We start from the raw sequence: 24,494 nt of genomic DNA on the forward strand, positions 1-24,494 counted from the left end.
TTAGGCACCTCCCGTCTGCGGCTTCTGCGTGATGTAGACGCCGTCCTGGAAGACGCGCGTGTCCTTGTCCGTCACGCGAGTGAGCTGTTCGATGTCGGCGGCGGTCTGCCCGACGTCCTCTTTCGAGGGTCCCATCAGGGTGACCTCTTCGCCGTCGACCTGTACGTCCGTGTCTCCGCGGATCGGTGTCCGTCGCGAGGACTTCTCTCCGAGGAAGTTCTCGATGACGACCTCGTCGCCGTCGACGTCGACCTGCATCGGGAAGTGGGCGTAGTAGACTTCCATCTTGTACTCCCAGCCTTCGGTGACCCCGTGGATCATATTCGACACGTGGCTCTCGAAGGTCCCGACAGTCGCGTTCGTCTTGGCGTCGGTCTCGTCGGATTCGATGACGACCTGGTCGTCCTCGACGCTGACGCTGACGGAGGGGAACCACAGCGTCCGGGTGACGCTGCCGTTCGGCCCCTCGACTGTCAGATCGAGGTTCGACACCTCGGCGGAGACCTCGTCCGGAATTTCGATTTCTACTCTGGTCATTGTCTCAGTACACGTAGGCGATTACCTGACCACCGATGCCCTGGTCGCGGGCCTCGTAGTGGCTCATGACGCCGTGGCTCGTCGTGACGATGAGCGTCCCGTAGTCTCGGGCGGGGAGGTATCGCTTCTCCCACTTCTCGAACTCGTCTGCACCCGCGGAGTAGCGGGGCTTGACGGCACCACATTCGTTGATCGCGCCGCTCAGTTCGACCTCGAACTGTCCAGCCTTGCCGTCGTCGACGAACTCGAAGCCGTCGATGTACCCGCGGTCGTAGAAGACCTCGAGGACGGAGCCGATGACGTTCGAGGCGGGCTGTATCTCGTGCGACAGGTGCCCGACGCTCTCGGCGTTGTTCACGCCGGCGAGCGCGTTGGCGAGTGGATCGTTTCCTGCCATAATTATCGGTACTTCTTGAATCCCATCTCGCGGGCGACCTCGCGGAAGCACTGACGGCACAGGTAGATCTCGTACTTACCGACGAGTCCCTGGTTGCGTCCGCAACGTCGGCACTCGTGGCTCTGACCCGTGCGACGGCTCGCGTGCTCGCCCGTCTGTTCTGTCTCTGATTCGCTCATTCTGTGACCTCCACGTCGACGTCGAATGCGTCTTCGAGGAAGGCGATCGCGTCTTCAGGCGTGAGTCGGTGCGCGTTGGGGATCGAGCGCGACACCTTGTCGCGCTTTTTGACTCGGTAGCCCGGACGGACGAGGTTGACCGTCACGTCCAGCCCGTAGATCCCGATCTGGGGGTCGTACTCCTGGGAGGGGAACTCGGTGTGCTCTTCGACACCGAAGCTGAAGTTCCCCGTGTCGTCGAACTGCTTGTCCGACAGGTCGGCGATCGGCAGCGCCGTCTCCAGGAACTCGTTGGCCCGCTCGTTGCGAAGGGTGACCTTCGCGCCGACCGGGTCGCCGGTGCGCGCACCGAACTGCGTCGCAGCGCGCGTCGCCGTCGTGCGGACGGCTTCCTGTCCGGCGATCTCCTCGAGGATCTCCTCTGCGTTCGCGAGTTCGCGGCCACCTTCGCCGACGCCCATGTGGACGACGACCTTCTCGATCTGTGGCTCGCGCATCTCGTGGAACGACTCGCTCATTCGTCGTCACCTCCGTCTTCGTCCTCGTCGGCGACGAAGTTCTCGTCGATGACGACGACGTAGTCTTCGATCGTCTCGAAGGCGCCGTCGTCGGTCTCGACGATGACGGTGTTGTCGCCGCTGCCGGCGGTGACGGTGATCTCGTCGATCTCGCCGATCTCACCCGAGTGGGTGCCGTCGATGGCGGTGACGAGTGCGCCCTCCTCGTAGGGGAAGTGCGCGACGATCTCCTTCGTCTCGTTGTCGACGACGAGAGAGTCTTTCGTGCTGTACTCGTCGCCGCCCTCGTCGAGGCGGACGTTCGCGCCGTCGTGGAGCGTGAGCTGCGTCGCGCCGCCGCTGACGTCCTGCTTGCGGACGATCTTGCCGAGTCGGCTGTCTGCGGAGTCGGCGTCGATCGGGGTCAGCGCCAGGCGTCCACCCTCCTCGGGGAAGACGCGGTAGTACTCTTCGCGCTCGGTGAACGCGAGGATGTCGAACATCCCCACCGGGCGCTGTTCGTCGGAGACGGCGTCGCCGTTGACGAGGACCGCACCCTCGTTCAGCGCGTAGCGCGCCTCTTTCTTCGAGTCGACGTAACCGAGCACGTCGCGCAGGAGGATGAGCAGGGGAACCCCCGCCTCTCCGTGCGGACCCGCGCCGGCTTTGACGGTGAACGTCTGGGTCTTCCGTTCGACGGGCCAGGCGTTCGGTGCCGAGAGTCGCTTCTGATGTCGAGTCATTGTTCGTCCTCCGTGTCGGCCTGCAGCCGCGCCTCACGGCGGTCGTCTTCGAGGTCCAGTTCCGTCACGCGGAGGTTCGAGGCGTCGAGCGGACGAGGCACTTCCTCGCCGTCGGCCTTCTCGACCGTCACGTCTTCGACGTGTACGACCGCGTCCGTGAGGTCGACCTCGACGACTTCGGCTTCCGTGCCGGCGTAGTCGCCGCGGAGGACCTCGACGGTGTCGCCCGCGTTGACGCGAACGTTGCGCTGTCCGTACTCCTCGCGGAGGTCGTCAGACAGCGTCGCGCGGACCTGGTTCTGCCGCTCGTGCAGGGGCGCGTTCTGCTTCCGAGTTCGCTGTTTGCGTGGTTGTTTTGTCATACTGTTCAGTGTTCAGACGATCATCGTCGCCGTCGAAGCGATGCTCCCGAAGCGCTCGGCCACTTCACGCGCGATGGGACCCTTGATCTCGGTCCCGCGAGGCTCTTCCATCTCGTCGATGATGACGGCGGCGTTGTCCTCGAACTTCACGCGCGTGCCGTCCGGCCGGCGGATCGGTTTCCGCTGGCGGACGATCACGGCTTCGAGCACCTGGCGGCGCATCTCCGGCGTCCCTTTCGTCACCGAGACGGTGACCTGGTCGCCGATGCCCGCCTTGGGGTGTCGGTTCTTGGTTCCTGAGTAGCCCTTCACGCTGATGACCTTCAGTTCGCGCGCGCCGGTGTTGTCGGCGCACGTGATGAGGGAGCCTCGTTCGAGGCCCTTCGTGACGTCGGCTTTCAGCGCCTCCATCACTCCTCACCTCCGAGCACGTCGACGACGACGTGCGATTTGGTCTTCGACAGCGGTCGGGTCTCTGCGATACGCACCGTGTCGCCTTCCTCGATGTCCACGCACGGGGGTGCGTGAGCGGGGATGCGACTACGCCGCTTCATAAAGCGGTCGTACTTGGGAACGCGAACGTCGTATTCGCGCTCCACAATGACGGTTTTCTCCATGTCGGTGGAGGCGACCGTGCCTTCGAGCGTCTGACCGCGCACGGAAAGCGTCCCGTGGAACGGACAGTTCTCGTCGGAGCACGGCTCCTCCGGTTCTTCTACGTTCAGTCCTATCGCCATAGTGAGTCACCTGCCTTCTCGGTCCGCAAGGCGGGTCGTGAGAGCAGACGTGTGCCATCCACCGTAACGTAGGCCACGCCCTCGCAATTCTCGGCGTCGCGCCGAGAAGCCGCTGCGGGCTCCGCAGCCGGCCGATCAGACTGACCGGCGAATGCGCCGGCAGTATCCGACCGAAGTTCGGACGTGGTCCCCGACGCCTTCTCGGCGTCGGCGGCTTCATCTGTGCGTCCGGATGTTCCTTCCGGGGAGGGAAGCTCGAACTCCAGCGTGGAGCCCTGCTTCGGCACCTGTTTCACCCGAGTGCGACCGTCGCGAGTCGCGTCGGCGTCGTCGGTCGCGGCATCGCTGTCGCTGACGTCGACGTGCAGCGTCTGCATCGTCTCGACGACGATGCGGCCCTCGATCCCGACGAGGTCGGGGTTGGGCGCGTCGACGACGGCCACGCGGAGGCCGTTAAGCTCGTGTCGCGTCAGCGTCTCGGGTGTCAGTGCCATCTGTTATTCGAGGTCGCCTTCTTCCTGCTGGATCGTCTTGATCCGCGCGATCGTCCGCTTCAGCTCGCTGACGCGGCCCGGGTTCTCCGGTGCGCCACCGGCAGCCTGGACTGCGCGCGTGTTGAGCAGCTCGGTCTCGAGCTCTTCGAGCTCGGCGTCGCGCTCTGCGGCCGTCATGTCGCGGATCTCTTCGGGGTAGAGGATCGCCATCGGTTATTCCTCCTCCTCGTCTTCGTCTTCCTCGGCGTCTTCCATCTTGTCGAGGAGCTCTTCGGCTTCCGCTTCGACCTCCTCGTCGAGTTCGTCGAGTTCCTCTTCGACGTCCGACTCGTCGGGGACCTCGACGTCTTCGTCGACATCCTCAGACTCGGACTCGGCTTCTTCCTCGATGACTTCTTCGACGACTTCCTCGTCGATGACTTCCTCGGGAGCCTCGTCGGGAACCTCGACCTCCTCGTCGGTCTCGCCGACGTCGGGGACCTCTTCGGGTTCCTCTTCGAGGAGGGCCTCGACGCCCTCGCTCTCTGCGACCTGCTCGACGGGCTCGACGTCGACGTCCTCGTGGATCTCGAAGTCGTCGGGGAGCTCTGCTCCCGGCGGGATGATCTTGACGGTCACGCCGATGGTACCGAGCTTCATCACGGCGACGCCCTGGCCCTCGTCGACGATCTCCTGGGCCGGTTCGCCGTTGTGCTTGATGTAGCCACGGTTGAACTTCTCGACGCGCGAGCGTGCACCGGTGACCTTCCCGCTGAGGACGATCTCGGCGCCCAGTGCGCCGGACTCCATAATGCGGTCGATCGTGGTGTGGCCCGCCTTCCGGAAGTACCAGCCGCGTTCGAGCGCGTTCGCGAGGCGGTCCGCGACGATGCGAGCGTTCAGGTCGGGCTCGTCGACCTCCTGGACGTCGATCTGGGGGTCGTCGAGGTTGAACCGCTCTTCGAGTTCGCGGGTGACCTTGCGGATATTCTTCCCGCCCTTGCCGATGACCATACCGGGCTTTTCGGCCTTCAGGACGATCTGAGTCCCCATCGGGGTCTTCGCGACGTCCATCCCGCCGTAGCCGGCGCGGCCGAGTTCTTCGGCGAAGAACTCGTCGATCTGCGAGCGCTGCAGTCCGTCTTCGATGAACTGGTGTTCGTCAGCCATTAGGCTTCGACCTCCTCGGGTTCTTCGACGATGAGTTCGACGTCACAGATCGGCGTGTTCCACGGGTCGGCGCTCCCGAACGCACGGGGCTTGCGACCCTGCCGTTCGCCGACCTTGTGGGCGGCGACGTGTTTGATCGTCATCGAACGTCCGTCGAATCCCTGCTCGTCGGCGTTCGACGCCACGTTCTGCAGGAGTTCGAGGAACGCCTTCGAGGCCTTCTCGGGGTAGCGACCCGCGTCCCAGCCGTCGATGTCGGAGCGGTGTCCGACGCCGGTGTTGTGCTGTTTGAACGGAACGGAGCGCTTCTCGTCGATGACGTCCTGGAGGTACTCCTCCGCGTCCTCGACGGGCATCCCCTTGATCTCACGCGAGATGGCCTTGCTGTGCTTCAGGCTGATGGGCCGATCGCGGAGCATCCCCTTGGCGGTGGTCTCCGGGTCGGCCTCGACGCTGTAGTTGATACCCATAGTTATTTGAGCGGCACGAACTTCGAGGACCGGGTCGCGCCGATTCCGGCCTGACCGTGTTCGACCGACGTCCGGGTCAGCTGGAACTCGCCCAGATAGTGCCCGATCATCTCGGGCTCGACGCGGACGCGCTCGAAGGACTGCCCGGTGTAGACCTCGAACGTCTTCTCGACGAACGAAGGCAGAATGGGCATGTCCCGGAGGTGGGTCCGGATCGGGTCGTTGGCGGTCTCCTGGGGGTCGGCCTCGCTGGCCGCCTCCAGCAGCTTCTCCTGTTGGACCGTGAGTCCTCGGTTGATGGTTCGCCGCTGTCGTGCGGGCAGCAGTTCCGCGACCTCGTCGAGCGACATCTCCTGCAGCTCGTCGAGCGTGTGACCGCGGTAGGTGAACTCACCCTCGCGGCCGGTACGGTATTCCGAACTCATTGTTATTCGTTGCCTCCTTTGCCACCGCGACCGGTGCGCTTCGAGGCGATGTCACCGACCTTCCGTCCCGGCGGGGCGTCCCGCGAGACGGACTTCGGCTGACCGGGGTGCTGGCGGCCACCGCCACCGAACGGGTGGTCGACGGCGTTCATCGCGACCCCGCGAACGCGCGGCCACTTGATGCCGCGCGCTTTCATCTTGTGGTGCTTCTTGCCGGCCTTCACGAACGGCTTCTCGGTGCGTCCCCCGCCAGCGACGACGCCAATGGTGGCGCGGCACTGCGGGTTCAGCCGCTTGACCTCCCCGGAGGGGAGCTTCACGACCGCGACGTGGCGGTCGTGAGTGAGCAGCTGGGCGCTCGTCCCGGACGCGCGGGCGAACTTCCCGCCGTCGCCGGGCTGGCGCTCGACGTTACACACCGGAACCCCCTCGGGAATCTCCGCGAGCGGGAGCGTGTTGCCGGGCTTGATCTCTGCGCTGACCCCGACCTGGATCGTGTCGCCGACGGCGACGCCCTCTGGAGCGAGGATGAGCCGCTGGTCGCCGTCTTCGAATTCGACGGCGACGACCGGCGCGCTGCGTGCGGGGTCGTGCTCGATATCGACGACCGTCCCGGCGACGGTGTCGTCCGATTCGGCCTTCTTGTGCGAGAGTTCGGCCTTGTAGCGGTGCGACGGCGCCCGGAACGTGGACGTACCGCGACCGCGACGTTGGCCTTGAATTCGACGTCCCATTTTCAGAACACCCCAATTCGCGAGGCGACTTCCTGCGCGTCGTCGTCCTCACCGAGTCGGACGGTCGCCTTCTTCTTGCCGCGCGGTGTGACCTGCGTGTTCACGTTCACGACGGCCACCTCGTAGCGCGATTCGATCTCGTCTTCGATCTCCGCCTTCGTGGCGTCGAGGTCGACGATGAACTGAAGCTTGTTGTCGAAGTCCATCTCGTCCATCGCCTTCTCGGTGACGAGCGGGTGCTCGATGAGCGAACTCATCGGTCCGCCACCTCCTCGACGGCGCTCTCGGTGAAGATCGTGAGCCGACCGGCCTGCGTCCCGGGGGCGAGGTCCTCTGCGCTGACGTTGGCCGCGGTGACCACGTCGGCGCCGGCGAGGTTCCGCGCCGCCTTCGAGGGCTCTTCGCTCGTGACGAAGAGGATCGACTTCGGACGGGTGTACTTCCGGCCACGGGTCTTCCCGCGTCCGGCCTTCACCTTCTTGTTCTCGTCAGAGCGCTCGATGTCGGCGTGGACGCCGAGGGTTTCGAGCAGATCGACGACTTCGCGGGTCTTCACGAGGTCCTCGAAGTCGTCGGAAACGACGAGCGGGAGTTCGACGTCGTCGCCGAACTGGTGGCCGCGTTCGCGGACGACCGCTTCGTCCGTCGTGGCGGCGATCGCCGATCGGACGGCGAGTTTCCGCTCTTTGTCGTTGATGTCCTTGCCCTGGTCTTTCTCAGCCTTCGGCGGGTGCGCCTTGCGACCCTTGACCGCGTGGGGCACGCGGCGGGCGCGTCCGTTTTCGCGGGGGTCGTGAGACATCCCGCGACCGCTGCCGAACGACTCGGCCGGAGTTCGCAGCCCCGCGTAGGGGTCGGCACCGTACGCCTGTTTTCGGTTCGCCTGCGCGGCGACGACGGCGCGCTCGATGAGGTCCGGACGATACGGCGTCTCGAAGACCTCGGGGAGGTCGAGCGTGCCGGCGTCGTCGCCGTTCAGGTCGCGAATTGTTGCCTGCATTGTTTAGCCCTGATTCGATTCGGTCGACACGTAGCGCACCTCGGGATCGAGGCGCGGTTGGTCGTTCGGTCGGACGGCCGGACGGAACCGAAGGAGGCGCTTGTCGGGGCCCGGGAGCGAGCCTTTGACGAGCGCGTACGGTCCGTCGACCTCACCGTAGCCGACGAAGCCGCCGTCTACGGTCGGTTCGCTGCCCTCACCGATGTCGATGAGGCGCTTGTTCAGTTCGGTTCGCTGGTGGTAGCCCGTCTGTCCCTGCTGGGGAACGGTCGAGCGCACGCGGGAGGGGTTCCACGGACCGAGGTTACCGATCCGGCGCCGCCATCCCTGGCGGGCGTGTTTGCCCTTCCGCTTCTGGACGCCCCACCGCTTGACGGGACCCTGCGTCCCCTTGCCTTTCGTGACGCCGGCGACGTCGAGATACTCGCCAGCGCGGAAGACGTCGGAGAGTTCGTGCTCGCCGCCGTCGCCGACGAGCTCGAGCGCGAAGTCGATGCGCTCGTCGACCGAGCCGCCGCCGACTCGGGTCTCCATCACGTCGGGTTTCTTTTTCGGGACGTTCTGCATCTCGCCTGGGACGGTGTGGGTGATGAGTCGGACGTCGTCGACCTCGCCGGCCTCGACGGCCGCGCGAAGGTCCTCGGCGTCGTCCTCGAAGGAGTCCTCGTTCGGAAGGTCGAGGACGCGGTCGAGGTTCTCGTCGAACTCGTTGCCCCACACCTCAGTCAGGGGCTTTGCACCGTACGGCGTGTCTTCGTAGGCTCGAAGGGCGACGGCGCGCATCGGCGGCGTCTCGACGACGGTCACCGGAACGGCCTCCTCCATCCCTTCGCGGGGGGAGTTGGCCTCGTCGTTGACCATCATCACCTGGGTCATCCCGGCCTTGTAGCCGGCGAAGCCCTGGATACCCGGGGACCCGTCGTCGTCGGGCCACGACCGGATGCGTGGGACTTCCTTGGCCGCACGCTTGCGCGGGCTGAAGCCCATCGAACCTTTTCGTGGTCTGCTTGGTTGTGGCATATGATCACTCCGTGAGTGTCAGGGACGCGAGCGACGCGAACATCGCTTCTTCAGTTCGCACCACCTCGCTGCCCTGTCGCGGAATCGTATTCAGCCAGAGATCGAACCCCGGACCGTCAACGGGTTCGACCGCATCCTCGACGTCGACGTCGAGGATGGCCGGAAGCCCACGGCCGGGTGACCCGAACGCGACTGTCGCCCCCTCCCGCTCGATGCGAGCGGAGAGGTCCGGCAGCCACGACGTGGTCAACGGTTGGCCGAAGCGGGACGTCGCAATTGTGACGCCCGCGTCGGCGCGGCCGAGCGCTTCCTCGAGGTCCGTACGGGACACGTCGAAGCCCGGAACGGGCTCGTCGACGATCCGCGCACGGACCGGTTCTCGCGAAGAGATCCTGATGGCGACGCGCGTCCCCTCCTCGACCTCCATCGACGGAGGCGTGTGGAGAGAGACCGGGTGTTGCAGTCCGCAATTGACCCGAACGCGGCCGTCAGGTCCGACCTCGGTCACGATTCCCTGTGTTAACGACCCCGAACCGTCTGATTCGGAGCCGGTCATAGACGGGACGCGGAGGGGCGGCAGAACGCCGACGTACTCGAGTTCGTCGCGTCGCCCCCAGACCTCCTTTCGGAGGTGCGGCGGCGTGGCAGCGTATCGCAGCACCGTTTCGACGAACTCGCCTCCCCAGCGTCGCTCGCCTTCCCTGTCTGGGAAGACGGCGAGCCGATCCGCCCGAAACACCGTCGCCGCGCGGGCGACGTAGCCGAGTTTGCGAGTTGCCTCGCGTTTGTCTTCGGCCTCTCGGACGAGAGAGGACGGCACGAGTACGGTCAGCGTCATACCGGTCCCTTCAGCGTCACGTCTAGACTGTATCCCTCGTACCGTAGGGGAGCCTAAAAGACTAGCGAAACCGTTCGGGGGTGAGAGGCCGTCTCACTCCGCCCTACGGCGGTTTCGTGGGGAACCGCCCCGTGGTATTTTCCCCCACGCCATCGGCCGATTTGCTCTCCGATTCGCAAGTCTTATTTATTAATCTCGCATTTTCTGGAATGCAGACGCAGACCACGACACGCGCTGGTAGTGTAGTGGTATCACGTGACCTTGCCATGGTCACAACCTGGGTTCAAATCCCAGCCAGCGCACTTCTCTCGATACTAACCGACGAGCGGAGCGGGTTCTTTATCCCCGGTTTTCGTAATCGGAGAACCGACTCCGTAGACGAGGTGCGGTTATTCGCGCTACAGGCCAAGTGCGTTTATTGTGTCTGCTCGCCAATGAATTACTATGGATTCCCGACGGACGCGCTACGCCGCCAGTTTCGTCGCCGCCTCACTTGCGTACATCTTCGTCGTTCTCGCGTTCACGGGACAGTTCAACATCGTCGCGTGGGCGGTCTTTGCGGCCGCATTTCTCGTCTATCTCGTCGTCTTCGAGCGACTCTTCGCGTGGGCAGAGAGCGACTGAGTCGGCGATTGAGGTGTTCTCTGTCACCTATTGTTAACACACTACAATAATCACGGGTATACTTCCCAGTCAGTAACAAGAACAGGTAGCAATTACTCGCCGGGGCGGCAAACGATAGTGGGTGAGAGAGTATGCCAATCGACGACCTTGCTCGAAGCGACGTCGTAACAGCCGATCCGGACACACCCGTCACCGACCTCGCGGCCACGATGGACGAGGAGAACGTCGGTAGCGTCGTCATCACGAACGGTGACACGCCGGTGGGTATCGTGACGGATCGAGATCTGACCGTCCGCGTGCTCGGGAACGGAGCCGACCCGACCGAGCAGACGGCGGCGGACGTGATGACCGAAGACCCCCACACGCTCGACCGGAAGGCGGGGTTCTACGAGGCGGCGACGATGATGCGCGATAACAGCATCCGGCGAGTGCCGATCTGTGAGGGCGACGCACTCGTCGGGATCATCACGGCCGACGACCTGACCGAACTGCTCGCCGACGAGGAACAGCGGGTCGCAGAAGTCATCCGCGCCCAGCGTCCGGAGTACTGAACTCGGGTGCTGAACCGACCCGCCGCGTCCCCCATTCTGCGAGAAAACGTTTTGCGGCTCGGTGCGAAATCGACGCGTATGACCGTTATCGCGCTATTGAGCGTCGCGCCTGTGATCGAAGACAGTATGGCCGCAGAGGTCGCAAAAGCCGTCGACGCCTTGGAGGACTTCGACGTCGAGTACGAGACGAACCCGATGGGGACCGTGATCGAAGCCGACGACGTCGGCACGCTCTTTGCCGCCGCGGAGGCCGCCCACCGGGCCGTCGATGCGGACCGCGTGAGTACGGTGCTGAAGATCGACGACAAGCGAACGAGCGATGGGCGCGCACGCGAAAAAGTAGACGTCGTCGAGGACCAGCTCGGCCGGCCGGCGCGCAGTGAGAGTGAGTAGCGGAGCGAAAAAGAGAGGAGAAAAGGCAAGGAACGGGCGGACTGAGAGACGGACGTTATTCTCGACGGAGCGCGAGTAGCGCGGCCCCAGCGAGAGCGACGAGGGTCGCGAGGACCCCGAATCCGGGCGTCGTCGTCGGCGTCTGGACTGTCGGAATCTCTGTCACCGTCGTCGTCGGCGGTTCGGTCGTGGTCGTGGTTGTCGTCGTGGTCGTCGTCGTGGTCGTCGTTTCAGCGGGCGTCTGCGTCGTCGCAGTCGGGATGACCGGCTGGACGGTACCGTCGACAGTCAGTTCGGGCGCCGGGCCGCCGTTGACCTCGATCGTGTAGGCGTCGCCGGGACTCGTATCGTTGAACGAGAACGTCGCGAGGAACTGTCCGTCAGCGTCGACTGTCGTCGTCGTGGTTTTCAGGAACGCGGGCCGGATGTCGTCGCCGCTGCGAACCCGGATGTTGATTTCCGTGCCGGGGGCGACGGTCGCCTCACCGAAGATCTCCTGGCCGCTCGTCTCGGTGACGTTGAACGGTTCGTTCATCGAGAACTCGGCTTCGGTCGTCGAGTACGTCGTCTCGACGGTCTCGTCCTCGCCGGACTCCGTCAGATCGAGGTCGTTCTCGTCGTCGCCGAAGACGGTGAACGAAGCGCGGAGCCGTTCGTCGGTGCCCAGAGAGCCGGTCTCGTCCTCGTCGTCGTCGATCGCGCCGTCCTCGTCGGTGTCGCGGACGCCCGTGGGGCCGTCGTCACCCGTCCGGGAGATCACGTAGTACGTGTCGTTGTCCGAATCCGCGACGACCCGCGAGTTGGAGCTGTTCAACTGGAGGACGAGCGGATCGCGGTTCGGACCGGGGTCCTGTTGCTCGACGGTGAACACGGCGGGCGGCGAATCGCCCGTCCCGCTCGCGAAGTCGAAGAACTCGGCGGTGACGGTATCCTCCTCGAAGGCGTCGAGTGCGCCTTCGAGACCGGAGGCGCGGAGTTCGTAGACGACAGTGTCGCCAGTCGCGATGTCGGTGTCGCGCGTCACCCAGTCGCCGTTCGCCTCACGGAAGTCTGCCGCGGTGTCGAGGTCGCCGTATCGGTCCTCCGGAGCGGTCCAGGTCCGGAGCGCTATCGTCTCGCGGGGTTCGAGAACGAGCGTCGCGACGTCGGTCTCGCGACCTGCGGTCGCGGCCGACACCGGGTAACTCTCGGCGTCGAGGAGGTTCGAGACGCCGATGCTGACGTCGCCCTCGACAACCTCGTCGTCCTCGCTGACGCTGAAGATCTCGTTTTCACCGTCGAAGGAGCCGGTCCCGTACATCGATGCGGCATAGCTGTCGAAGTAGATGGTGACGCGGTTGTCGCGGTCGTCGTCGTCGCCGTCGCGGACGGTCACGTTCGCGCGGAAGCCGACGTCCTCCTCACCGATTGTCACTGTCGCCTCGCGCGTGTTCGACAGTTCGACCGGGATGGCGACGACGTCACCGCGGTTGTCCGTGGGCGTGCGATCGGGGAACGTCGCCTCGGTGTCGCCCGCTTCGGTGACGTTGATGGTCGACGACTCGACGGAGATTCCCGACGTCGTATCCGTCGCGCGAACAGTGTACTCGCCTGTTTCGATCTCGAGCGCTTCGAGATCGTAGCTGAAGTCGTACTCGCCCTGCCCGGAGAGGTCGGCGTACCGTTCGGTGTTCTCGACGACCTCGTCGTCGTCGAGCAGTTCGAGTCGGACCTCCCGGTTGCTCGCTCGGGCCGAAACCGTGCCCTCGATCGGCTCGAGGTTCGTCACGTTCTGATCGTCGATCGAAATCGCGAGATCGAGGTCACGAACCGTGATGTTCGCGACACCTTCTCCCTCGATGGTCGCCTCGTAGTCACCGAGGGTTCGGTCGTCGGTCGCGAAGAGGAAGACCCGGCTGTTGGTCCCGGTCGCGCCCTCGAAGAAGTAGGTGTCCGTGTCGTCGTCGGTCCCTTCCATCGTGACGTCCGTGTTCGTCGACGAGGCGACGACGGCGACGGTCGATCCCTTGTAGGCGCTGATACTCTCGCCGGCGGTCACGGTCGTCGGAGCGAACGTCACCGTGTAGTCGTCTGGGTTGTCGAGTGCGTTACCAGTGGGGTCCGTGATCCCGTCTTCGAGCCGGAGCGTCAGCTCTCGGCTGTCGGTTTCGTCGAGTTCGATGATCACGCGGCCCTGGGCCTCAGTGACGTCTGCGACGATCTCTCCCGTCACTTCCTCTTCGTCGTCGACGAGGAGGGCGTAGTTCGACTCGAAGTTCTGCACGTCCTCGGAGAATGCCACCTCGATAGCGGGCGTGCCGTCGGGCTGGACGTACTGAATCGCGCTCAGGTACTCCGGAGAGCCGGGGACGCCGCCGGCGTACTGGACAGTGATCTCTTCGTCTCTGGTCGCCGAGCGGTCGGCGGTGTCGTCAACCTCGATCGTCGGGGAATAGCTCGCCGTCTCCTGTCCTTCGGGGACGGCGGGGCTCGTCAGATTCACGCTGCCCGCGAGATACGCCGTCGTGGTGGAGAGATTGTCCGTGTACGAGAGCGTGTTGCCGGAGGCGCTCAGCGATCCCACCTCGGAGCCGGTGGCATCTTTGACGACTACGTCCGACGATTCGATCGTGAACTCGCTGGGGATGGCGAGCGAAAACGTCGTGTCTTCGCCGGTGTCGACGCCGGAGACCGAGTAATTGAACGTGTGCCGGTTCTCGGTCTCCTGCGTGACTGTCGTCGGCTCGAACTCGTCTTCGACATCGATAGCGAGCGTAGCGACGTTCTCGACAGTGAGCGTCTCACTCTCCGAAACGGTCCCGTCGACGTCCGTCGCGTTGATCTTGACCTGGTAGTCAGTGTCGGTATCGACGGCAGGTGACGTCACCGTCACGTTCCCGGCGAGATAGACCGTCGACGTCGACGAGTTGGCTGTTGCTTCCAGCGTATTGCCGACTCTCGTCGTCGTGTTGAGGACGGTCCCGGTCGCGTTTTTCATCTCGACATCTGCACTCTCTATCGAGAACTCGCCCGGAACAGAGAGCGAGAGCGTGACGTTGTCAGACGTGTTGACGCCGGTAAACGAGTAGTTGAACGTGTGTTGCGTCTCGGTCTCTTCGTCGACCGTTAGCGGGTCGAACTGTGTTTCGGCTGAAACTCCGTCGACGGCGGCGACCGACCCGGCGAACGTGACACTGCCGGCGAGGACCGACAGTACCACGAGCACCGCGATCGGAACCGCACCGACTCGGAACGTGGTTCGTGTCATAGTGGGGGGAGACGGTATCGTGGGCGGTTACACGTCGGCGGCAACCGCCGAGCGGGGAGCAGTGCCGTTTGCGGTTCGGGACTGGCAGGGTCGGGAACCTGGGACCCGGGGAGGATGCCGACGCTTCGACGATGAAACACTGCACAGCGCCGAATTCCGTCGCAAACGACAGTCCACTGATAACGTCACGGTACGGAAACATATGTTTTGTGTGCAGCGGCCGTTCGCGGCGACCGTCTTTCGGTCTTCACGGCCGCGTGAGGGGTGCGAAACCCCAATTTCGTTATCTATTTTGATAACTAGAGCACTAGATTTAATTTAGGTTAGTTTGTACGGGCAAATACGCCTCTCACGACGAGCCTGCAGCCGGGCAACAGGCAGCCGAAAACCGAACGACACACCGCCGTCGTGGGACGGTATCAACACTACCAATGAAACTCAAACAACTCTTCACCGACGATTCCGCCGTGTCGCCGGTCATCGGCGTCATCCTGATGGTTGCGATTACGGTCATCCTCGCGGCCGTCATCGGCTCGTTCGTGCTGAACCTCGGCCAAGGCGTCCAGCAGACGGCACCCCAGGCGAGCTTCAGTTTCGACTACGAAAACGGTACGAACGTCACGATCACCCACCAGTCCGGTGACTCGGTCAACGGAAACCAGCTGAATACGACCGGGGCGACGTGGAAATATCCACAGTCCGGAAATTGGAGCGATACAGTGAGTGCCGGAACTTCAATCAAGAAAGTGGCTAACAGTGATTTCACAGGACAGACAATCCGCGTCGTCTGGACGTCCCAGAACGACGAAACGTCCGCGACCCTGAGCCAATCCACCGCACCGGGAGGCGCATAACTCGATGAATCCCAAGCAACTCTTCACCGACGATTCCGCCGTGTCGCCGGTCATCGGCGTTATCCTGATGGTCGCGATTACGGTGATCCTCGCGGCCGTCATCGGTTCGTTCGTGCTCAACCTCGGGGGCAGTATCCAGCAGACAGCCCCGCAGGCGAGTTTCGACTTCGACTACAACGCCTCGGGAACCAACGTCACCATCACGCACCAGTCCGGTGACTCGGTTGAGGCCGCTCGTCTGAACACGACCGGTCTGAGTGCAACTCCGAGCAGCGCCGAGTGGAGCGGAAAGATAGATGGGACAACTATATCCGCCGGGACGAGCGCTGAGTTCAATAACACGAAGCAGTGGAGCGGTGAAACACTCCGCGTCGTCTGGTCGTCGCCGAACGGCGAGACGTCTGCGACGCTGAGCCAGTCGACCGCACCCGGCGGATCCTAATCGATCGGCCGACCCGCGTTTCGTTCTGCTTTTTTGGATACCTGTGACTGACGAGAGTATCGTTTGTACGTCGTCACGCACCTGGTCGTGCGCTACGGTGCGAGCAGATTGCTCAGTTGCAAACGCAACTATAGACGAGGTAGTTCGATCAGAATCGGGCCGCAGAAGTCGATTTCGCGCGTTTCAGACCGCGGGTGCCCCTTCGGAGGTGCCGACGAGCCACGTTCCGTACGTGACGAGCGCGGCGGCCGGGATGAGCGCGTAGGTGAACAGTTGCGACGCGTCCGGGAGGGCCCCCGGGAGCAGCAGCAGCGATCCGACGACTATGAGAGCGACACCGCCAAGCACGCGTGTGCTATCGAACAATCCCATAGGTGGCACTACGGCCCGTGGAATATGGACTTTCCGCTTCTGGACGTCGTCACCGCCGGACCAAAGCGGCGCCTCACCGATGGATGATATCGAGCACGGGGTTGCGCTCCGGCGCGTTATACTACCTGACGCGTCTGAAACGCAGTTCGTCACCCCGGGGAGAGGAATCTCTTGACACAGTTGTGTCCGACAATATAAGCAGCCGCCGCCCGACGGAGGGCGTATGGACGTAGCGATCGTCACCGTGGGGAACGAATTGCTCGCGGGCGACATCGAGAACACGAACGCCACGTGGCTGGCGAAGGAACTCACTGCCCGTGGCGTCGACGTCGCGCGGATCATCGTCGTCCCCGACGACGAGGGCGTCGTCGCCGGGACGATCCGCGAGTGGGCCGCCGAGTTCGACGCCGTGATCGTCACCGGCGGCCTCGGCGGGACGCCCGACGACGTGACGATGCCCGCCGTCGCCGCCGGGTTGGATCGGGAACTCGTGGTCAATCCCGTTGCCGACGCAGACGTACAGGAGACGATCGATCGAATCTACGAGGAGAATCCCGATCTGGAGTTCGAGCTCCGGCCGGAGTGGTACGCCTCGATGCCGGCGGGTGCGACGCCGATTCCGAACCCCGAGGGGCTCGCACCGGGGTGTGTTGCCGAGAACGTGTACGTCCTGCCCGGGATTCCCGAGGAGATGGAAGCCGTCTTCGCGAACGTCGCCGGGGAGTTCGATGGCGACGTGGCGACGCAGACGCTGTACTCCCCCGAGCCGGAAGGGGCCCTCGCGTCGATTCTGGGCGACGTCGCGGAGCGCTTCGGGATCCGCGTCGGAAGCTACCCGAATCGGGAAGCGGGCGAGACGCGCATCAAGCTCACCGGCGACGACGAAGCAGTGCTCTCGACGGCCGTGGCGTGGCTCAGAGCGAATTCGCGCGTCGAACTCAGAGTGGCCGACGGAGACGGGGACGGTACCGAAGCCAACGAGTGAGCGTGGGGCAGTGGACGCGTCGCGTGCGGCAGAGAGCTAGCGCGGGTTCGGGAGGTTCGTGGTGTCTCGCGGTGAGAGCGACGCGAGCGACCCGCGGGATTGGATGATGTTGAACGCCGTCACGAGATCCGAGCGGGAGATGAGCCCGACGACCTCGCCCTCGTCGTCGACGACGGGGAGGCGGCCGACGTCGTTCTTCTGCATCTGCTCGATGGCCGTCATCGCGTCGTCCTCGGGTGAGATCGTCGCCAGATCGTTCGCCATCACGTCGCCGACGCGGTAGGCGTCGCGTTCGACTTCCTTGATCGAGCGGGCGTCGCTGAGCGTCACCATCCCGACGAGGCGGTCGCCGTCCATCACCGGATAGCCCGTGTGGCGTTCGGTGAACATTCGCTCGAGGAGTTCGGCGACGCTCGTGTGCTCGCTCACCACGTCGAGATCCTGACGGGGCGTCATCACGTCTCTGACGGTCACGTCCTGGAAGGCGGCCTTCATCACGGTCTGTTGGGCTTCCGAGGACGCCCCGATGTAGATGAAGAAGGCCAAAGCGACCAAGAACAGGTTCGCGAACAGCCCGAAGATCCCGAGGAGGAACGCGAACACTTTCCCGACCTCTGCGGCGATTTGTGTTGCGCGGGCGTGCGGACGCGTTCGCGCGAGGAGGGCACGAAGGACGCGGCCGCCGTCCATCGGGAATCCGGGTAGCATATTGAACACCGCGAGCACGATGTTCGTCAGCGCGAGGTAGCCGACGACGAACTTCACGGGGTCGAGTGCCGATGGGAGGACGGCAAAGGCCGCATACGAGAGCACGCCGAGGGCGATGCTGACGATCGGTCCGGCGACGGCGATCAAGAGCTCCTGCTTCCAGTCTTCGGGCATCTCGGCGAAGCTCGCGACGCCGCCGAAGAGCCACAGCGTGATCGAGTCGATCTCGTAGCCGTAGCGCATCGCGACGAGCGAGTGGCCGAACTCGTGGAGTAAGACGCAAAAGAAGAGGCCGATCGCCGCGGCCGCGCCCAGTACCCACTGCATCGACCCGGCCGTCAGCGGGCCGACGTCGATGGCCGAGCCGAACAGGTCGTTCAGGACGCCCACGAGTTGCCCGACGTCGTTCCCGATGAGCCACGCGAACAGGGGGAGAACGATAAGGAACGTGAGATCGAGCTTGATCGGGATACCGAACGCGCTACCAATACGGATTCCGCGCATAGCGAGACGTTGTCGGGCACGGGACTTAAGTCCAGCCGCGGCGACGCGATTCGCTGACAGAGCCGACCGGCAGACGAACCGCTGAAATACCTCGTCCACGTACCGTCGGGCGTGTCTCAACAGGTCGGCCGCGTCGACACGCTCTTTCTCCACGAGACCGGCGACGACTTCCTCGTGGTCGTCGAACGGGACGGGGAGCGTGTCTTTCGCGGAGTCCTCGAACTAAAGGAGACGGACGCAGGCCCCCGTCCCGCGAAGTTCCGCATCAAGCGCGGATCGACGGAAGAGCCCCGCGATCCGAGCCAGTTCATCGAGCTTGCGCGCCGTGCGTCGCGAATCCGTATTTCCGAACAGACCTCGAAGCAGCGTCGCGACGAACTTCGCGAGATGCTCGACGGCTACCAACTCGAAGCGCTCGTCGTTCGGACGTGTCGCTACTGCGCTTCCGATGGGAGGTACTCGCCGATCACGGAGGATACGGCGATCAAGACCGACCGCGAGTACATCTGCCCCGACTGTGCAAAGCGGGAACTGGAGCGCGAACTCGACTTCTCGGCATCGGGGCGGCTCACCGGGGCGGCGCAGGACCGGCTCGAAGACCTCCTCTTGGAAACGCAGGACCTCGATCGGATCTCGAACCTCCTCGCCGGGGGGCTCGATCCCGACCTCACGAAGTTCGACACCGTCAGCGCGACGACCGACGAAGTCGACCTCGTCGAGACGTCGACGCTCGATCTCCACCCCGAACTTCAGCGGCGGGTCGAAGACCGATTCGACACGCTGCTTCCAGTGCAGTCGCTGTCGGTCGACAACGGGTTGTTCGAGGGCCGCGACCAACTCGTCGTGAGCGCGACCGCGACCGGGAAGACGCTCGTCGGTGAACTCGCGGGGCTCGACCGGGCGCTGAAGGGAGAGGGCAAACTGCTCTTTTTGGTCCCGCTCGTCGCCCTGGCGAACCAGAAGCACGAGGACTTCGAGGAGCGCTACGGCGGCCTCCTCGACGTGACGATCCGCGTCGGCGCGTCCCGGATCAACGACGACGGCAACCGCTTCAATCCGAACGCGGACGTCGTCGTGGGGACCTACGAGGGCATCGACCACGCGTTGCGGACGGGGAAAGACCTCGGCGACATCGGCACCGTCGTCATCGACGAGGTCCACACGCTCAAAGAGGAGGAGCGCGGCCACCGCCTCGATGGTCTCATCAGCCGGCTGAAGTACTACTGCGAGGACCGCGAGGCGGCCCGCGAGAGCTACGGGGGCGCACAGTACGTCTATCTCTCCGCGACGGTCGGGAATCCGGAATCGCTGGCCGAGCGCCTCCGCGCGACACTCATCGAGTTCGAGGAGCGTCCAGTCCCGATCGAGCGTCACGTGACGTTCGCCGACGGCAGAGAGAAGCCGGACATCATCAACAAACTCGTCAGACGCGAGTTCGACTCGAAGTCCTCGAAGGGCTACCGCGGGCAGACCATCGTCTTCACGAACTCGCGGCGGCGGTGTCACGAGATCTCGCGAAAACTGGAGTACGACTCCGCGCCGTATCACGCCGGCCTCGACTACGGCCGGCGGAAGCGCGTCGAGCGGCAGTTCGGGGATCAGGACCTCGCCGCGGTGGTCACGACCGCCGCGCTCGCCGCCGGCGTCGACTTCCCCGCCTCACAGGTCATCTTCGACTCGCTGGCGATGGGCATCGAGTGGCTCTCCGTCCAGGAGTTCGAGCAGATGCTCGGGCGTGCCGGCCGCCCGGACTACCACGATCAGGGGACGGTCTATCTTCTCGTCGAACCCGACTGCACCTACCACAACACGATGGAGATGACCGAAGACGAGGTCGCGTTCAAACTCCTGAAAGGCGAGATGGAGGACGTCCTGACGCACTACGACGAGACCGCGGCCGCCGAGGAGACGCTCGCGAACGTCGTCGTCGCCGGCAAGCGTGCCAAGCGACTGAACGACCGGATGGTCGGTGACGTCCCGACGAAACACGCGATCGGCAAACTGCTCCAGTGGGAGTTCATCGACGGCTTCGATCCGACGCCGCTGGGACGGGCGGTCTGTCGGCACTTCCTCTCGCCGAAAGACGCGTTCCGCATCCTCGATTGCATCCGCTCGGGCACGGACCCCTACGGACTCGTCGCCGAGATGGAACTCCAAGACGAGCTCTGAACGCCGGCGGCGGTCGCCGACCCGACTCATCACACTCGGGTGACGGAGGTCGAATCGGCGGCCGAAAGGGGGCTCCACCGCCGGACGTGAGAGAAATCCCACAGTATTTTGCACTGGCGAGTCGACCGAACAATGTGGCACCGATACCGCCAGGCGTCCTCGCTGTTTTCCTCGTCGTCCTCGTCGCGCTCGCGCTGTTCGTCACCGAGCCAGTTCCGGTCGACGTCACTGCGATCGGGGTGATGGTGGCGCTGCTGTTGATCCAGCCGGCGTCGGCGGCGCTGGCAACGATAGGGCTCTTGGGCGACCCGATCGTGCTCTTTGCGGACTACCCCGCGGACGCGCTCTCGGGCTTTTCGAGCGAGGCGACGCTGACGGTGCTTGCGATGTTCATCCTCAGCGACGGCGTCCAGCGCACCGGCGTCGTCCAGCGGCTGGGCGCGCGGATCGCCTCTTTCACAGGAGACAGTATGGACCGACAGCTCGGGGCGACGATCGGCGTCGTCGCGCCCATTTCCGGATTCATCAACAACACCGCGGCGGTCGCCATCCTGCTGCCGATGGTGACAGACCTCGCCGAGCGCGGCGGGACGTCGCCGTCGAAACTGCTCTTGCCGCTCTCGTATGCGTCGATGTTCGGTGGGATGCTCACGCTGATCGGGACGTCGACGAACATCCTCGCCTCCGAACTCTCGGGACGGCTCATCGGCCGGACGTTCACGATGTTCGAGTTCACGCAACTCGGTATCGTCGTCTCCATCGTGGGCACAGCGTACTTGCTGACGGTCGGGCGGTGGCTGACCCCCGAGCGGATCAAGCCCCGACAGGATCTGACCGAGGAGTTCGAGATGGGCGAGTACCTGACGGAGGTCGTCGTCCGCGAGGACTCACCGCTCGTCGGCCAGCAGGTCCGGCGCGCGCTGGAGGAGACAGACTTCGACATCGACCTGATTCAGTTGATCCGCAGCGGCGAGGTCTTCCTCGAACCGCTCGGGCCGAAGCAGATCCAACCGGGCGACGTGTTCGCGATTCGGACCGACCGCGACACGCTCGTCGAACTACTCGACGTCGAAGGGCTGGATGTCGTGCCGACGGCCGTCGACGAATCGGAGCTAGAAGCCGGCGAAGCCCGGCAGAATCTCGTCGAGGTCGTCATCGGTCCGGGGTCGTCACTCGTCGGCGAGTCGCTCGCGTCTGCGAGCTTTCGACAGCGGTACAACGCGACGGTGCTCGCGCTGCGGCGCGGGCAGGAACTCTTCCGCCGGCGGATGGACAACGTCACGCTCCGCGTCGGCGACACGCTCCTCGTGCAGGCGACCGCCGACAGCATCGAGCGGCTCGATGCGAACCGGGACTTCATCGTCGCCCAGGAGATCGAACAGCACGACTTCCGCGGGGAGAAGACGCCGCTCGCCGTGGGCATCGTCGTCGCCGTCGTCGGCCTCGCCGCGCTCGACATCCTCCCGATCGTCGTCTCCGCGCTCGCGGGGTCGCTCGCGATGGTCGCGACGCGATGTCTCCGTCCGGGCGAACTCTACGACGCGGTTCAGTGGGACGTCGTCTTCTTGCTCGCAGGCGTCATTCCGCTGGGCATCGCACTGGAGTCGTCCGGTGGCGCGGCGCTGCTGGCAGGACTCGTCGTCGCCGTGGGCGATCTACTGCCGCTCGTCGGGGTGCTGGCGGTGTTCTATCTCATCACCGCGATCCTGACGAACGTCATCTCGAACAACGCGAGTGTCGTGTTGATGATCCCAGTCGCGGTCGAGGCAGCTCAGACGCTCGGTGCGAACGCCTTCTCGTTCATCCTGGCAGTGACGTTCGCGGCGTCGACGGCGTTTATGACGCCCGTCGGCTACCAGACGAACCTGTTCGTCTACGGTCCCGGCGGCTACCGTTTCAGCGACTACCTCCGGGTCGGCGGCCCGCTTCAGTTGGTGTTCGCGGCGGTGACGACCGTCGGCATCGCCGCGATCTGGGGAATCTGATTCCGGTCGACGCCGAACGAAATCCTTTACTCGGTGACGCCGCCACGTTCAGACGCGGGACCGTGGGTTAGCCTGGTATACTTCGGGCCTTGGGTGCCCGTGACCCCGGTTCGAATCCGGGCGGTCCCATTTCTGTGCGCGGAATCCTCGTGAGAAACCAGAACCGGACAGTTACTGGTTCGAATTCGTCGAGCCCGAGCGTGTGAGGACTCGGTTCAGGTCGAAGCCACTCGGCCCGATCGATAGCGAGCGCCGAGTGTGACAAACAGGCTCACCCGAACAGTCGCTGGAGGAAGCTACGGCTGCTCGATCGCTCTGCGAGCAAGACGGAGCACTCGACGTCCTCGACGATTTTGAAGTGCAGCGTGCCCGTGACGAGTCGCGTCAGCAGACCACGTTCGGTCGCGCCCACCACGAGCAGCGTGTGGTCTCGCGCTTCGCGTTCGATCGCGCGTTCGACGTCGCCGGAGTCGTCGACGATGAATTTGGCGTCGCCCAGGTCTCGCTCGGTCGCCCAGTCCGCCAGGAACTGCTCTCCGCGCTCGCGTTCCCCGGGGCTGTCGACGACGTGCAGAAGCGTGACCGAGGACCCGGCGACCGTTCGAAGGCTGGCCGCGACCTCCGCGCTCAGGTCGGCGTGCGCGTTGTCCGTAACCGGCAGCAGGATCTCCGATTCGTCCAGATCCCGGTCCCGCAACACGAGGAAATCCGACGGGAGTCGATGCGTCAGTTCGGTCAACGGTCGCTCGGTTCGAACGGCGCTCCAGATCCTGTCGTCGCCCCAGTTCAGGAGCGTGAGGTCGGCGTCCTTCCGCCGGGCGATGTCGAAGATCTCCTCGAAAGAGCGGTGGGAGACGACCGTCGAGCACTCGTAGCCGACGTCGTAGGAGTTGACGTGCTCGCGGATGTCCTCGAAGAGGGCGTCGGACTCGGCGACGATCCGCTGTCGCTGTGCCGGACCGTACGAACGGGAGGGGACCTGAACGACGTGAACCGTGTGAACGGTGGCGTTGTCGTGCGTACTGGCGATCTGACAGGCGAGTTCGAGCAGAGGCGACTCCGTTCGCGGATTCGCGATCGGCACGACGATTCGGTAGTCGACCGGCTCGTCGGCTTCGCTGGTCGTGTCGATGAGGGGAACGTACGACCGGCCGACGAAGCCACCGAAGAGCCACTCGCGGGTCGAGAGCTGTCGGGCGGACCCCTCGAACCGGGCCGATTCGAGGCGTGACTCGGTCGTCTGAAAGTAGTTGACGACCGTCACGAGCACGACGCCGCCGACGGTGTTACCGACGAGAACCGGGAGAACGAAATCGGTGAGCCCGAGCCACAGCGCGAGGTCGTTCTGAAAGACCAGATAGAGCATCTCGGTGAAAGAGACGACGACGTGGAAGAGGTTCCCCATCGGGATGGCGAGAAACGCCAGATAGACCACCGCGATCCGGGAGATGGTGTCCCGCGAGGCGTACTCCACCCAGACGACGCCGGCCACGATCAGGCCGGCGAACGCCGCCTTGACGAACAGCGTGCCGGCTTCCGTCTCGATCCCTTTCTGAGCGAGGTTCAGCGCTGCCGTGGCGCCCTCCGGGGAGAGGACGCCGCCGTACGCCAGCGTGGCCGCGCCAACGGCACCGCCGGCGAAGTTGCCGGTGAGAACCACGACCCAGTTGCGAAGCAGGGCCGGAACGCTCGCGAGGCGTTCCAGCGTCAGCGCCACCGGCGGGAGCGTGTTCTCGGTGTAGAGCTGGTAGCCACCGATGATGATGTAGATAAACCCGAGGGGGTAGAGCATCGCGCTCAGAACCTCGTGACCGTCAGTCGAGGCCGTCAACGACGCGTACAACAGGAAGGTGATCGAGATGGCGAAGCCGGCCGCGAGCGCGCTGAAGAACAGTTCACGGCTCCCGGACGTGATCTCTTCATCCGCCGCTGCGACGATCCGCTGGAAGATTTCGTCGGAAGTGAATCGGTCTCGAACGACCGACCCGACGGCCGGGGCGCCGCTCCGGGACTGTTCGACCGCTTCGCGGACGGTTTCGCTCTCGGAAGTCGTATTCGGGTCTCTTTCGGATGTCACG

30 protein-coding genes and 2 tRNA genes are annotated in these 24,494 nt (G+C 64.4%); 10 read left to right on the forward strand and 22 right to left on the reverse strand.

Annotation, left to right across the window (positions count from 1 at the left end):
- The 18 genes from NO362_RS01155 to NO362_RS01240 are packed head-to-tail and all read right to left on the reverse strand — an operon-like array spanning position 1 to position 9,582.
- Positions 1–537 (reverse strand): 50S ribosomal protein L6, encoded by a 537-nt coding sequence (locus NO362_RS01155; protein WP_121569958.1) that lies wholly within the window; start codon positions 535–537, stop codon positions 1–3.
- Positions 538–541: 4 nt separating this feature from the next.
- Positions 542–934, reverse strand: a complete 393-nt coding sequence (locus NO362_RS01160; RefSeq protein WP_121569959.1) for a 30S ribosomal protein S8 — start codon at positions 932–934, stop codon at positions 542–544.
- A gap of 2 nt (positions 935–936) precedes the next feature.
- Complete coding sequence (locus tag NO362_RS01165; protein ID WP_049985035.1) at positions 937–1,113, reverse strand: 30S ribosomal protein S14; 177 nt, start codon at positions 1,111–1,113, stop codon at positions 937–939.
- The gene (locus NO362_RS01170) at positions 1,110–1,631 is read right to left on the reverse strand and encodes a 50S ribosomal protein L5 (protein WP_256545820.1); all 522 of its coding nucleotides are present in this window, start codon (positions 1,629–1,631) and stop codon (positions 1,110–1,112) included. Before NO362_RS01170 ends, NO362_RS01165 begins: the two co-directional genes overlap by 4 nt.
- Positions 1,628–2,353: a 30S ribosomal protein S4e gene (locus NO362_RS01175; protein ID WP_256545821.1), complete on the reverse strand. Its 726-nt coding sequence runs from the start codon at positions 2,351–2,353 to the stop codon at positions 1,628–1,630. The genes NO362_RS01170 and NO362_RS01175 overlap by 4 nt, the downstream gene beginning before the upstream one ends.
- On the reverse strand, positions 2,350–2,715 hold the full coding sequence (gene rplX / locus NO362_RS01180; RefSeq protein WP_121569962.1) for a 50S ribosomal protein L24: 366 nt from the start codon (positions 2,713–2,715) through the stop codon (positions 2,350–2,352). Before rplX ends, NO362_RS01175 begins: the two co-directional genes overlap by 4 nt.
- A 12-nt stretch (positions 2,716–2,727) precedes the next feature.
- Positions 2,728–3,126, reverse strand: coding sequence for a 50S ribosomal protein L14 (locus NO362_RS01185; protein WP_121569963.1), 399 nt, complete (start codon positions 3,124–3,126; stop codon positions 2,728–2,730).
- A complete protein-coding gene (locus NO362_RS01190) occupies positions 3,126–3,452 on the reverse strand; it encodes a 30S ribosomal protein S17 (RefSeq protein ID WP_121569964.1) in 327 nt (108 codons plus the stop codon). Before NO362_RS01190 ends, NO362_RS01185 begins: the two co-directional genes overlap by 1 nt.
- Positions 3,443–3,946 (reverse strand): ribonuclease P protein component 1, encoded by a 504-nt coding sequence (locus NO362_RS01195; protein ID WP_256545822.1) that lies wholly within the window; start codon positions 3,944–3,946, stop codon positions 3,443–3,445. Before NO362_RS01195 ends, NO362_RS01190 begins: the two co-directional genes overlap by 10 nt.
- 3 nt (positions 3,947–3,949) lie before the next feature.
- Positions 3,950–4,156, reverse strand: a complete 207-nt coding sequence (rpmC, locus tag NO362_RS01200; protein WP_121569966.1) for a 50S ribosomal protein L29 — start codon at positions 4,154–4,156, stop codon at positions 3,950–3,952.
- A gap of 3 nt (positions 4,157–4,159) precedes the next feature.
- Positions 4,160–5,095 (reverse strand): 30S ribosomal protein S3, encoded by a 936-nt coding sequence (locus NO362_RS01205; RefSeq protein ID WP_256545823.1) that lies wholly within the window; start codon positions 5,093–5,095, stop codon positions 4,160–4,162.
- On the reverse strand, positions 5,095–5,565 hold the full coding sequence (locus NO362_RS01210) for a 50S ribosomal protein L22 (RefSeq protein WP_256289225.1): 471 nt from the start codon (positions 5,563–5,565) through the stop codon (positions 5,095–5,097). Before NO362_RS01210 ends, NO362_RS01205 begins: the two co-directional genes overlap by 1 nt.
- 2 nt (positions 5,566–5,567) lie before the next feature.
- Entirely contained in the window at positions 5,568–5,990 is a 423-nt protein-coding gene (locus tag NO362_RS01215) for a 30S ribosomal protein S19 (RefSeq protein WP_121569969.1), read from the reverse strand.
- A gap of 2 nt (positions 5,991–5,992) precedes the next feature.
- Positions 5,993–6,724: a 50S ribosomal protein L2 gene (locus NO362_RS01220; protein WP_256545824.1), complete on the reverse strand. Its 732-nt coding sequence runs from the start codon at positions 6,722–6,724 to the stop codon at positions 5,993–5,995.
- Between the two features lie 2 nt (positions 6,725–6,726).
- Entirely contained in the window at positions 6,727–6,981 is a 255-nt protein-coding gene (locus tag NO362_RS01225) for a 50S ribosomal protein L23 (protein ID WP_121569971.1), read from the reverse strand.
- Positions 6,978–7,724 (reverse strand): 50S ribosomal protein L4, encoded by a 747-nt coding sequence (gene rpl4p / locus NO362_RS01230; RefSeq protein ID WP_256289226.1) that lies wholly within the window; start codon positions 7,722–7,724, stop codon positions 6,978–6,980. The genes NO362_RS01225 and rpl4p overlap by 4 nt, the downstream gene beginning before the upstream one ends.
- Before the next feature lie 3 nt (positions 7,725–7,727).
- On the reverse strand, positions 7,728–8,744 hold the full coding sequence (locus tag NO362_RS01235) for a 50S ribosomal protein L3 (protein WP_121569973.1): 1,017 nt from the start codon (positions 8,742–8,744) through the stop codon (positions 7,728–7,730).
- Positions 8,745–8,748: 4 nt separating this feature from the next.
- Complete coding sequence (locus NO362_RS01240) at positions 8,749–9,582, reverse strand: putative RNA uridine N3 methyltransferase (RefSeq protein WP_121569974.1); 834 nt, start codon at positions 9,580–9,582, stop codon at positions 8,749–8,751.
- A 231-nt stretch (positions 9,583–9,813) separates the two neighbouring features.
- Between NO362_RS01240 and NO362_RS01245 the strand changes: the two genes are divergently transcribed.
- From NO362_RS01245 to NO362_RS01260, 4 genes are all read left to right on the forward strand, one after another.
- Positions 9,814–9,884: transfer RNA gene (locus NO362_RS01245), tRNA-Gly, on the forward strand.
- A gap of 142 nt (positions 9,885–10,026) precedes the next feature.
- A complete protein-coding gene (locus NO362_RS01250; RefSeq protein ID WP_256289227.1) occupies positions 10,027–10,206 on the forward strand; it encodes a hypothetical protein in 180 nt (59 codons plus the stop codon).
- A gap of 131 nt (positions 10,207–10,337) precedes the next feature.
- Positions 10,338–10,757: a CBS domain-containing protein gene (locus NO362_RS01255; RefSeq protein ID WP_256545825.1), complete on the forward strand. Its 420-nt coding sequence runs from the start codon at positions 10,338–10,340 to the stop codon at positions 10,755–10,757.
- A gap of 78 nt (positions 10,758–10,835) precedes the next feature.
- Positions 10,836–11,150 carry an MTH1187 family thiamine-binding protein gene (locus NO362_RS01260; RefSeq protein ID WP_256289229.1) on the forward strand — a complete coding sequence of 105 codons (315 nt, stop codon included), beginning with the start codon at positions 10,836–10,838 and terminating at the stop codon, positions 11,148–11,150.
- A gap of 55 nt (positions 11,151–11,205) precedes the next feature.
- Here the strand turns inward: NO362_RS01260 and NO362_RS01265 are convergent, their stop codons facing one another.
- Positions 11,206–14,397: a DUF7827 domain-containing protein gene (locus NO362_RS01265; protein ID WP_256545826.1), complete on the reverse strand. Its 3,192-nt coding sequence runs from the start codon at positions 14,395–14,397 to the stop codon at positions 11,206–11,208.
- A 431-nt stretch (positions 14,398–14,828) separates the two neighbouring features.
- Here NO362_RS01265 and NO362_RS01270 point away from each other — a divergent pair, with 431 nt between their 5' ends.
- On the forward strand, positions 14,829–15,251 hold the full coding sequence (locus NO362_RS01270; RefSeq protein ID WP_256545827.1) for a type IV pilin domain-containing protein: 423 nt from the start codon (positions 14,829–14,831) through the stop codon (positions 15,249–15,251).
- Positions 15,252–15,255: 4 nt separating this feature from the next.
- Entirely contained in the window at positions 15,256–15,693 is a 438-nt protein-coding gene (locus NO362_RS01275; RefSeq protein ID WP_256545828.1) for a type IV pilin domain-containing protein, read from the forward strand.
- A 183-nt stretch (positions 15,694–15,876) separates the two neighbouring features.
- Here NO362_RS01275 and NO362_RS01280 read toward each other — a convergent pair whose 3' ends face one another.
- On the reverse strand, positions 15,877–16,065 hold the full coding sequence (locus tag NO362_RS01280; protein ID WP_256545829.1) for a DUF8178 family membrane protein: 189 nt from the start codon (positions 16,063–16,065) through the stop codon (positions 15,877–15,879).
- Between the two features lie 223 nt (positions 16,066–16,288).
- On the opposite strand from NO362_RS01280, the gene NO362_RS01285 reads away from it, so the two are divergent.
- Entirely contained in the window at positions 16,289–17,050 is a 762-nt protein-coding gene (locus tag NO362_RS01285; RefSeq protein WP_256545830.1) for a competence/damage-inducible protein A, read from the forward strand.
- Positions 17,051–17,086: 36 nt separating this feature from the next.
- On the opposite strand, the gene NO362_RS01290 is transcribed toward NO362_RS01285, so the two are convergent.
- Positions 17,087–18,262 (reverse strand): CBS domain-containing protein, encoded by a 1,176-nt coding sequence (locus NO362_RS01290; protein WP_256545831.1) that lies wholly within the window; start codon positions 18,260–18,262, stop codon positions 17,087–17,089.
- 111 nt (positions 18,263–18,373) lie between these two features.
- On the opposite strand from NO362_RS01290, the gene NO362_RS01295 reads away from it, so the two are divergent.
- The 3 genes from NO362_RS01295 to NO362_RS01305 all read left to right on the forward strand — a co-directional run bounded on the left by NO362_RS01295 (position 18,374) and on the right by NO362_RS01305 (position 22,545).
- Complete coding sequence (locus tag NO362_RS01295) at positions 18,374–20,431, forward strand: DEAD/DEAH box helicase (protein ID WP_256545832.1); 2,058 nt, start codon at positions 18,374–18,376, stop codon at positions 20,429–20,431.
- A gap of 134 nt (positions 20,432–20,565) precedes the next feature.
- A complete protein-coding gene (locus NO362_RS01300; RefSeq protein WP_256545833.1) occupies positions 20,566–22,416 on the forward strand; it encodes an SLC13 family permease in 1,851 nt (616 codons plus the stop codon).
- A gap of 56 nt (positions 22,417–22,472) precedes the next feature.
- A tRNA-Pro gene (locus NO362_RS01305) sits at positions 22,473–22,545 on the forward strand.
- A gap of 142 nt (positions 22,546–22,687) precedes the next feature.
- Here NO362_RS01305 and NO362_RS01310 read toward each other — a convergent pair.
- Positions 22,688–24,493: a formate/nitrite transporter family protein gene (locus NO362_RS01310; protein WP_343218091.1), complete on the reverse strand. Its 1,806-nt coding sequence runs from the start codon at positions 24,491–24,493 to the stop codon at positions 22,688–22,690.
- Position 24,494: the final 1 nt, after the last annotated feature.

The organism is Halobellus inordinatus (genome assembly GCF_024498335.1).
Taxonomy (GTDB): Archaea; Halobacteriota; Halobacteria; order Halobacteriales; family Haloferacaceae; genus Haloquadratum; species Haloquadratum inordinatus.

Coding starts and splice junctions, on each gene's coding strand:
- NO362_RS01155 (WP_121569958.1), bottom strand. CDS start 537: ATGACCAGAGTAGAAATCGAAATTCCGGACGAGGTCTCCGCCGAGGTG.
- NO362_RS01160 (WP_121569959.1), bottom strand. CDS start 934: ATGGCAGGAAACGATCCACTCGCCAACGCGCTCGCCGGCGTGAACAAC.
- NO362_RS01165 (WP_049985035.1), bottom strand. CDS start 1,113: ATGAGCGAATCAGAGACAGAACAGACGGGCGAGCACGCGAGCCGTCGC.
- NO362_RS01170 (WP_256545820.1), bottom strand. CDS start 1,631: ATGAGCGAGTCGTTCCACGAGATGCGCGAGCCACAGATCGAGAAGGTC.
- NO362_RS01175 (WP_256545821.1), bottom strand. CDS start 2,353: ATGACTCGACATCAGAAGCGACTCTCGGCACCGAACGCCTGGCCCGTC.
- rplX (WP_121569962.1), bottom strand. CDS start 2,715: ATGACAAAACAACCACGCAAACAGCGAACTCGGAAGCAGAACGCGCCC.
- NO362_RS01185 (WP_121569963.1), bottom strand. CDS start 3,126: ATGGAGGCGCTGAAAGCCGACGTCACGAAGGGCCTCGAACGAGGCTCC.
- NO362_RS01190 (WP_121569964.1), bottom strand. CDS start 3,452: ATGGCGATAGGACTGAACGTAGAAGAACCGGAGGAGCCGTGCTCCGAC.
- NO362_RS01195 (WP_256545822.1), bottom strand. CDS start 3,946: ATGGCACTGACACCCGAGACGCTGACGCGACACGAGCTTAACGGCCTC.
- rpmC (WP_121569966.1), bottom strand. CDS start 4,156: ATGGCGATCCTCTACCCCGAAGAGATCCGCGACATGACGGCCGCAGAG.
- NO362_RS01205 (WP_256545823.1), bottom strand. CDS start 5,095: ATGGCTGACGAACACCAGTTCATCGAAGACGGACTGCAGCGCTCGCAG.
- NO362_RS01210 (WP_256289225.1), bottom strand. CDS start 5,565: ATGGGTATCAACTACAGCGTCGAGGCCGACCCGGAGACCACCGCCAAG.
- NO362_RS01215 (WP_121569969.1), bottom strand. CDS start 5,990: ATGAGTTCGGAATACCGTACCGGCCGCGAGGGTGAGTTCACCTACCGC.
- NO362_RS01220 (WP_256545824.1), bottom strand. CDS start 6,724: ATGGGACGTCGAATTCAAGGCCAACGTCGCGGTCGCGGTACGTCCACG.
- NO362_RS01225 (WP_121569971.1), bottom strand. CDS start 6,981: ATGAGTTCGCTCATCGAGCACCCGCTCGTCACCGAGAAGGCGATGGAC.
- rpl4p (WP_256289226.1), bottom strand. CDS start 7,724: ATGCAGGCAACAATTCGCGACCTGAACGGCGACGACGCCGGCACGCTC.
- NO362_RS01235 (WP_121569973.1), bottom strand. CDS start 8,744: ATGCCACAACCAAGCAGACCACGAAAAGGTTCGATGGGCTTCAGCCCG.
- NO362_RS01240 (WP_121569974.1), bottom strand. CDS start 9,582: ATGACGCTGACCGTACTCGTGCCGTCCTCTCTCGTCCGAGAGGCCGAA.
- NO362_RS01250 (WP_256289227.1), top strand. CDS start 10,027: ATGGATTCCCGACGGACGCGCTACGCCGCCAGTTTCGTCGCCGCCTCA.
- NO362_RS01255 (WP_256545825.1), top strand. CDS start 10,338: ATGCCAATCGACGACCTTGCTCGAAGCGACGTCGTAACAGCCGATCCG.
- NO362_RS01260 (WP_256289229.1), top strand. CDS start 10,836: ATGACCGTTATCGCGCTATTGAGCGTCGCGCCTGTGATCGAAGACAGT.
- NO362_RS01265 (WP_256545826.1), bottom strand. CDS start 14,397: ATGACACGAACCACGTTCCGAGTCGGTGCGGTTCCGATCGCGGTGCTC.
- NO362_RS01270 (WP_256545827.1), top strand. CDS start 14,829: ATGAAACTCAAACAACTCTTCACCGACGATTCCGCCGTGTCGCCGGTC.
- NO362_RS01275 (WP_256545828.1), top strand. CDS start 15,256: ATGAATCCCAAGCAACTCTTCACCGACGATTCCGCCGTGTCGCCGGTC.
- NO362_RS01280 (WP_256545829.1), bottom strand. CDS start 16,065: ATGGGATTGTTCGATAGCACACGCGTGCTTGGCGGTGTCGCTCTCATA.
- NO362_RS01285 (WP_256545830.1), top strand. CDS start 16,289: ATGGACGTAGCGATCGTCACCGTGGGGAACGAATTGCTCGCGGGCGAC.
- NO362_RS01290 (WP_256545831.1), bottom strand. CDS start 18,262: ATGCGCGGAATCCGTATTGGTAGCGCGTTCGGTATCCCGATCAAGCTC.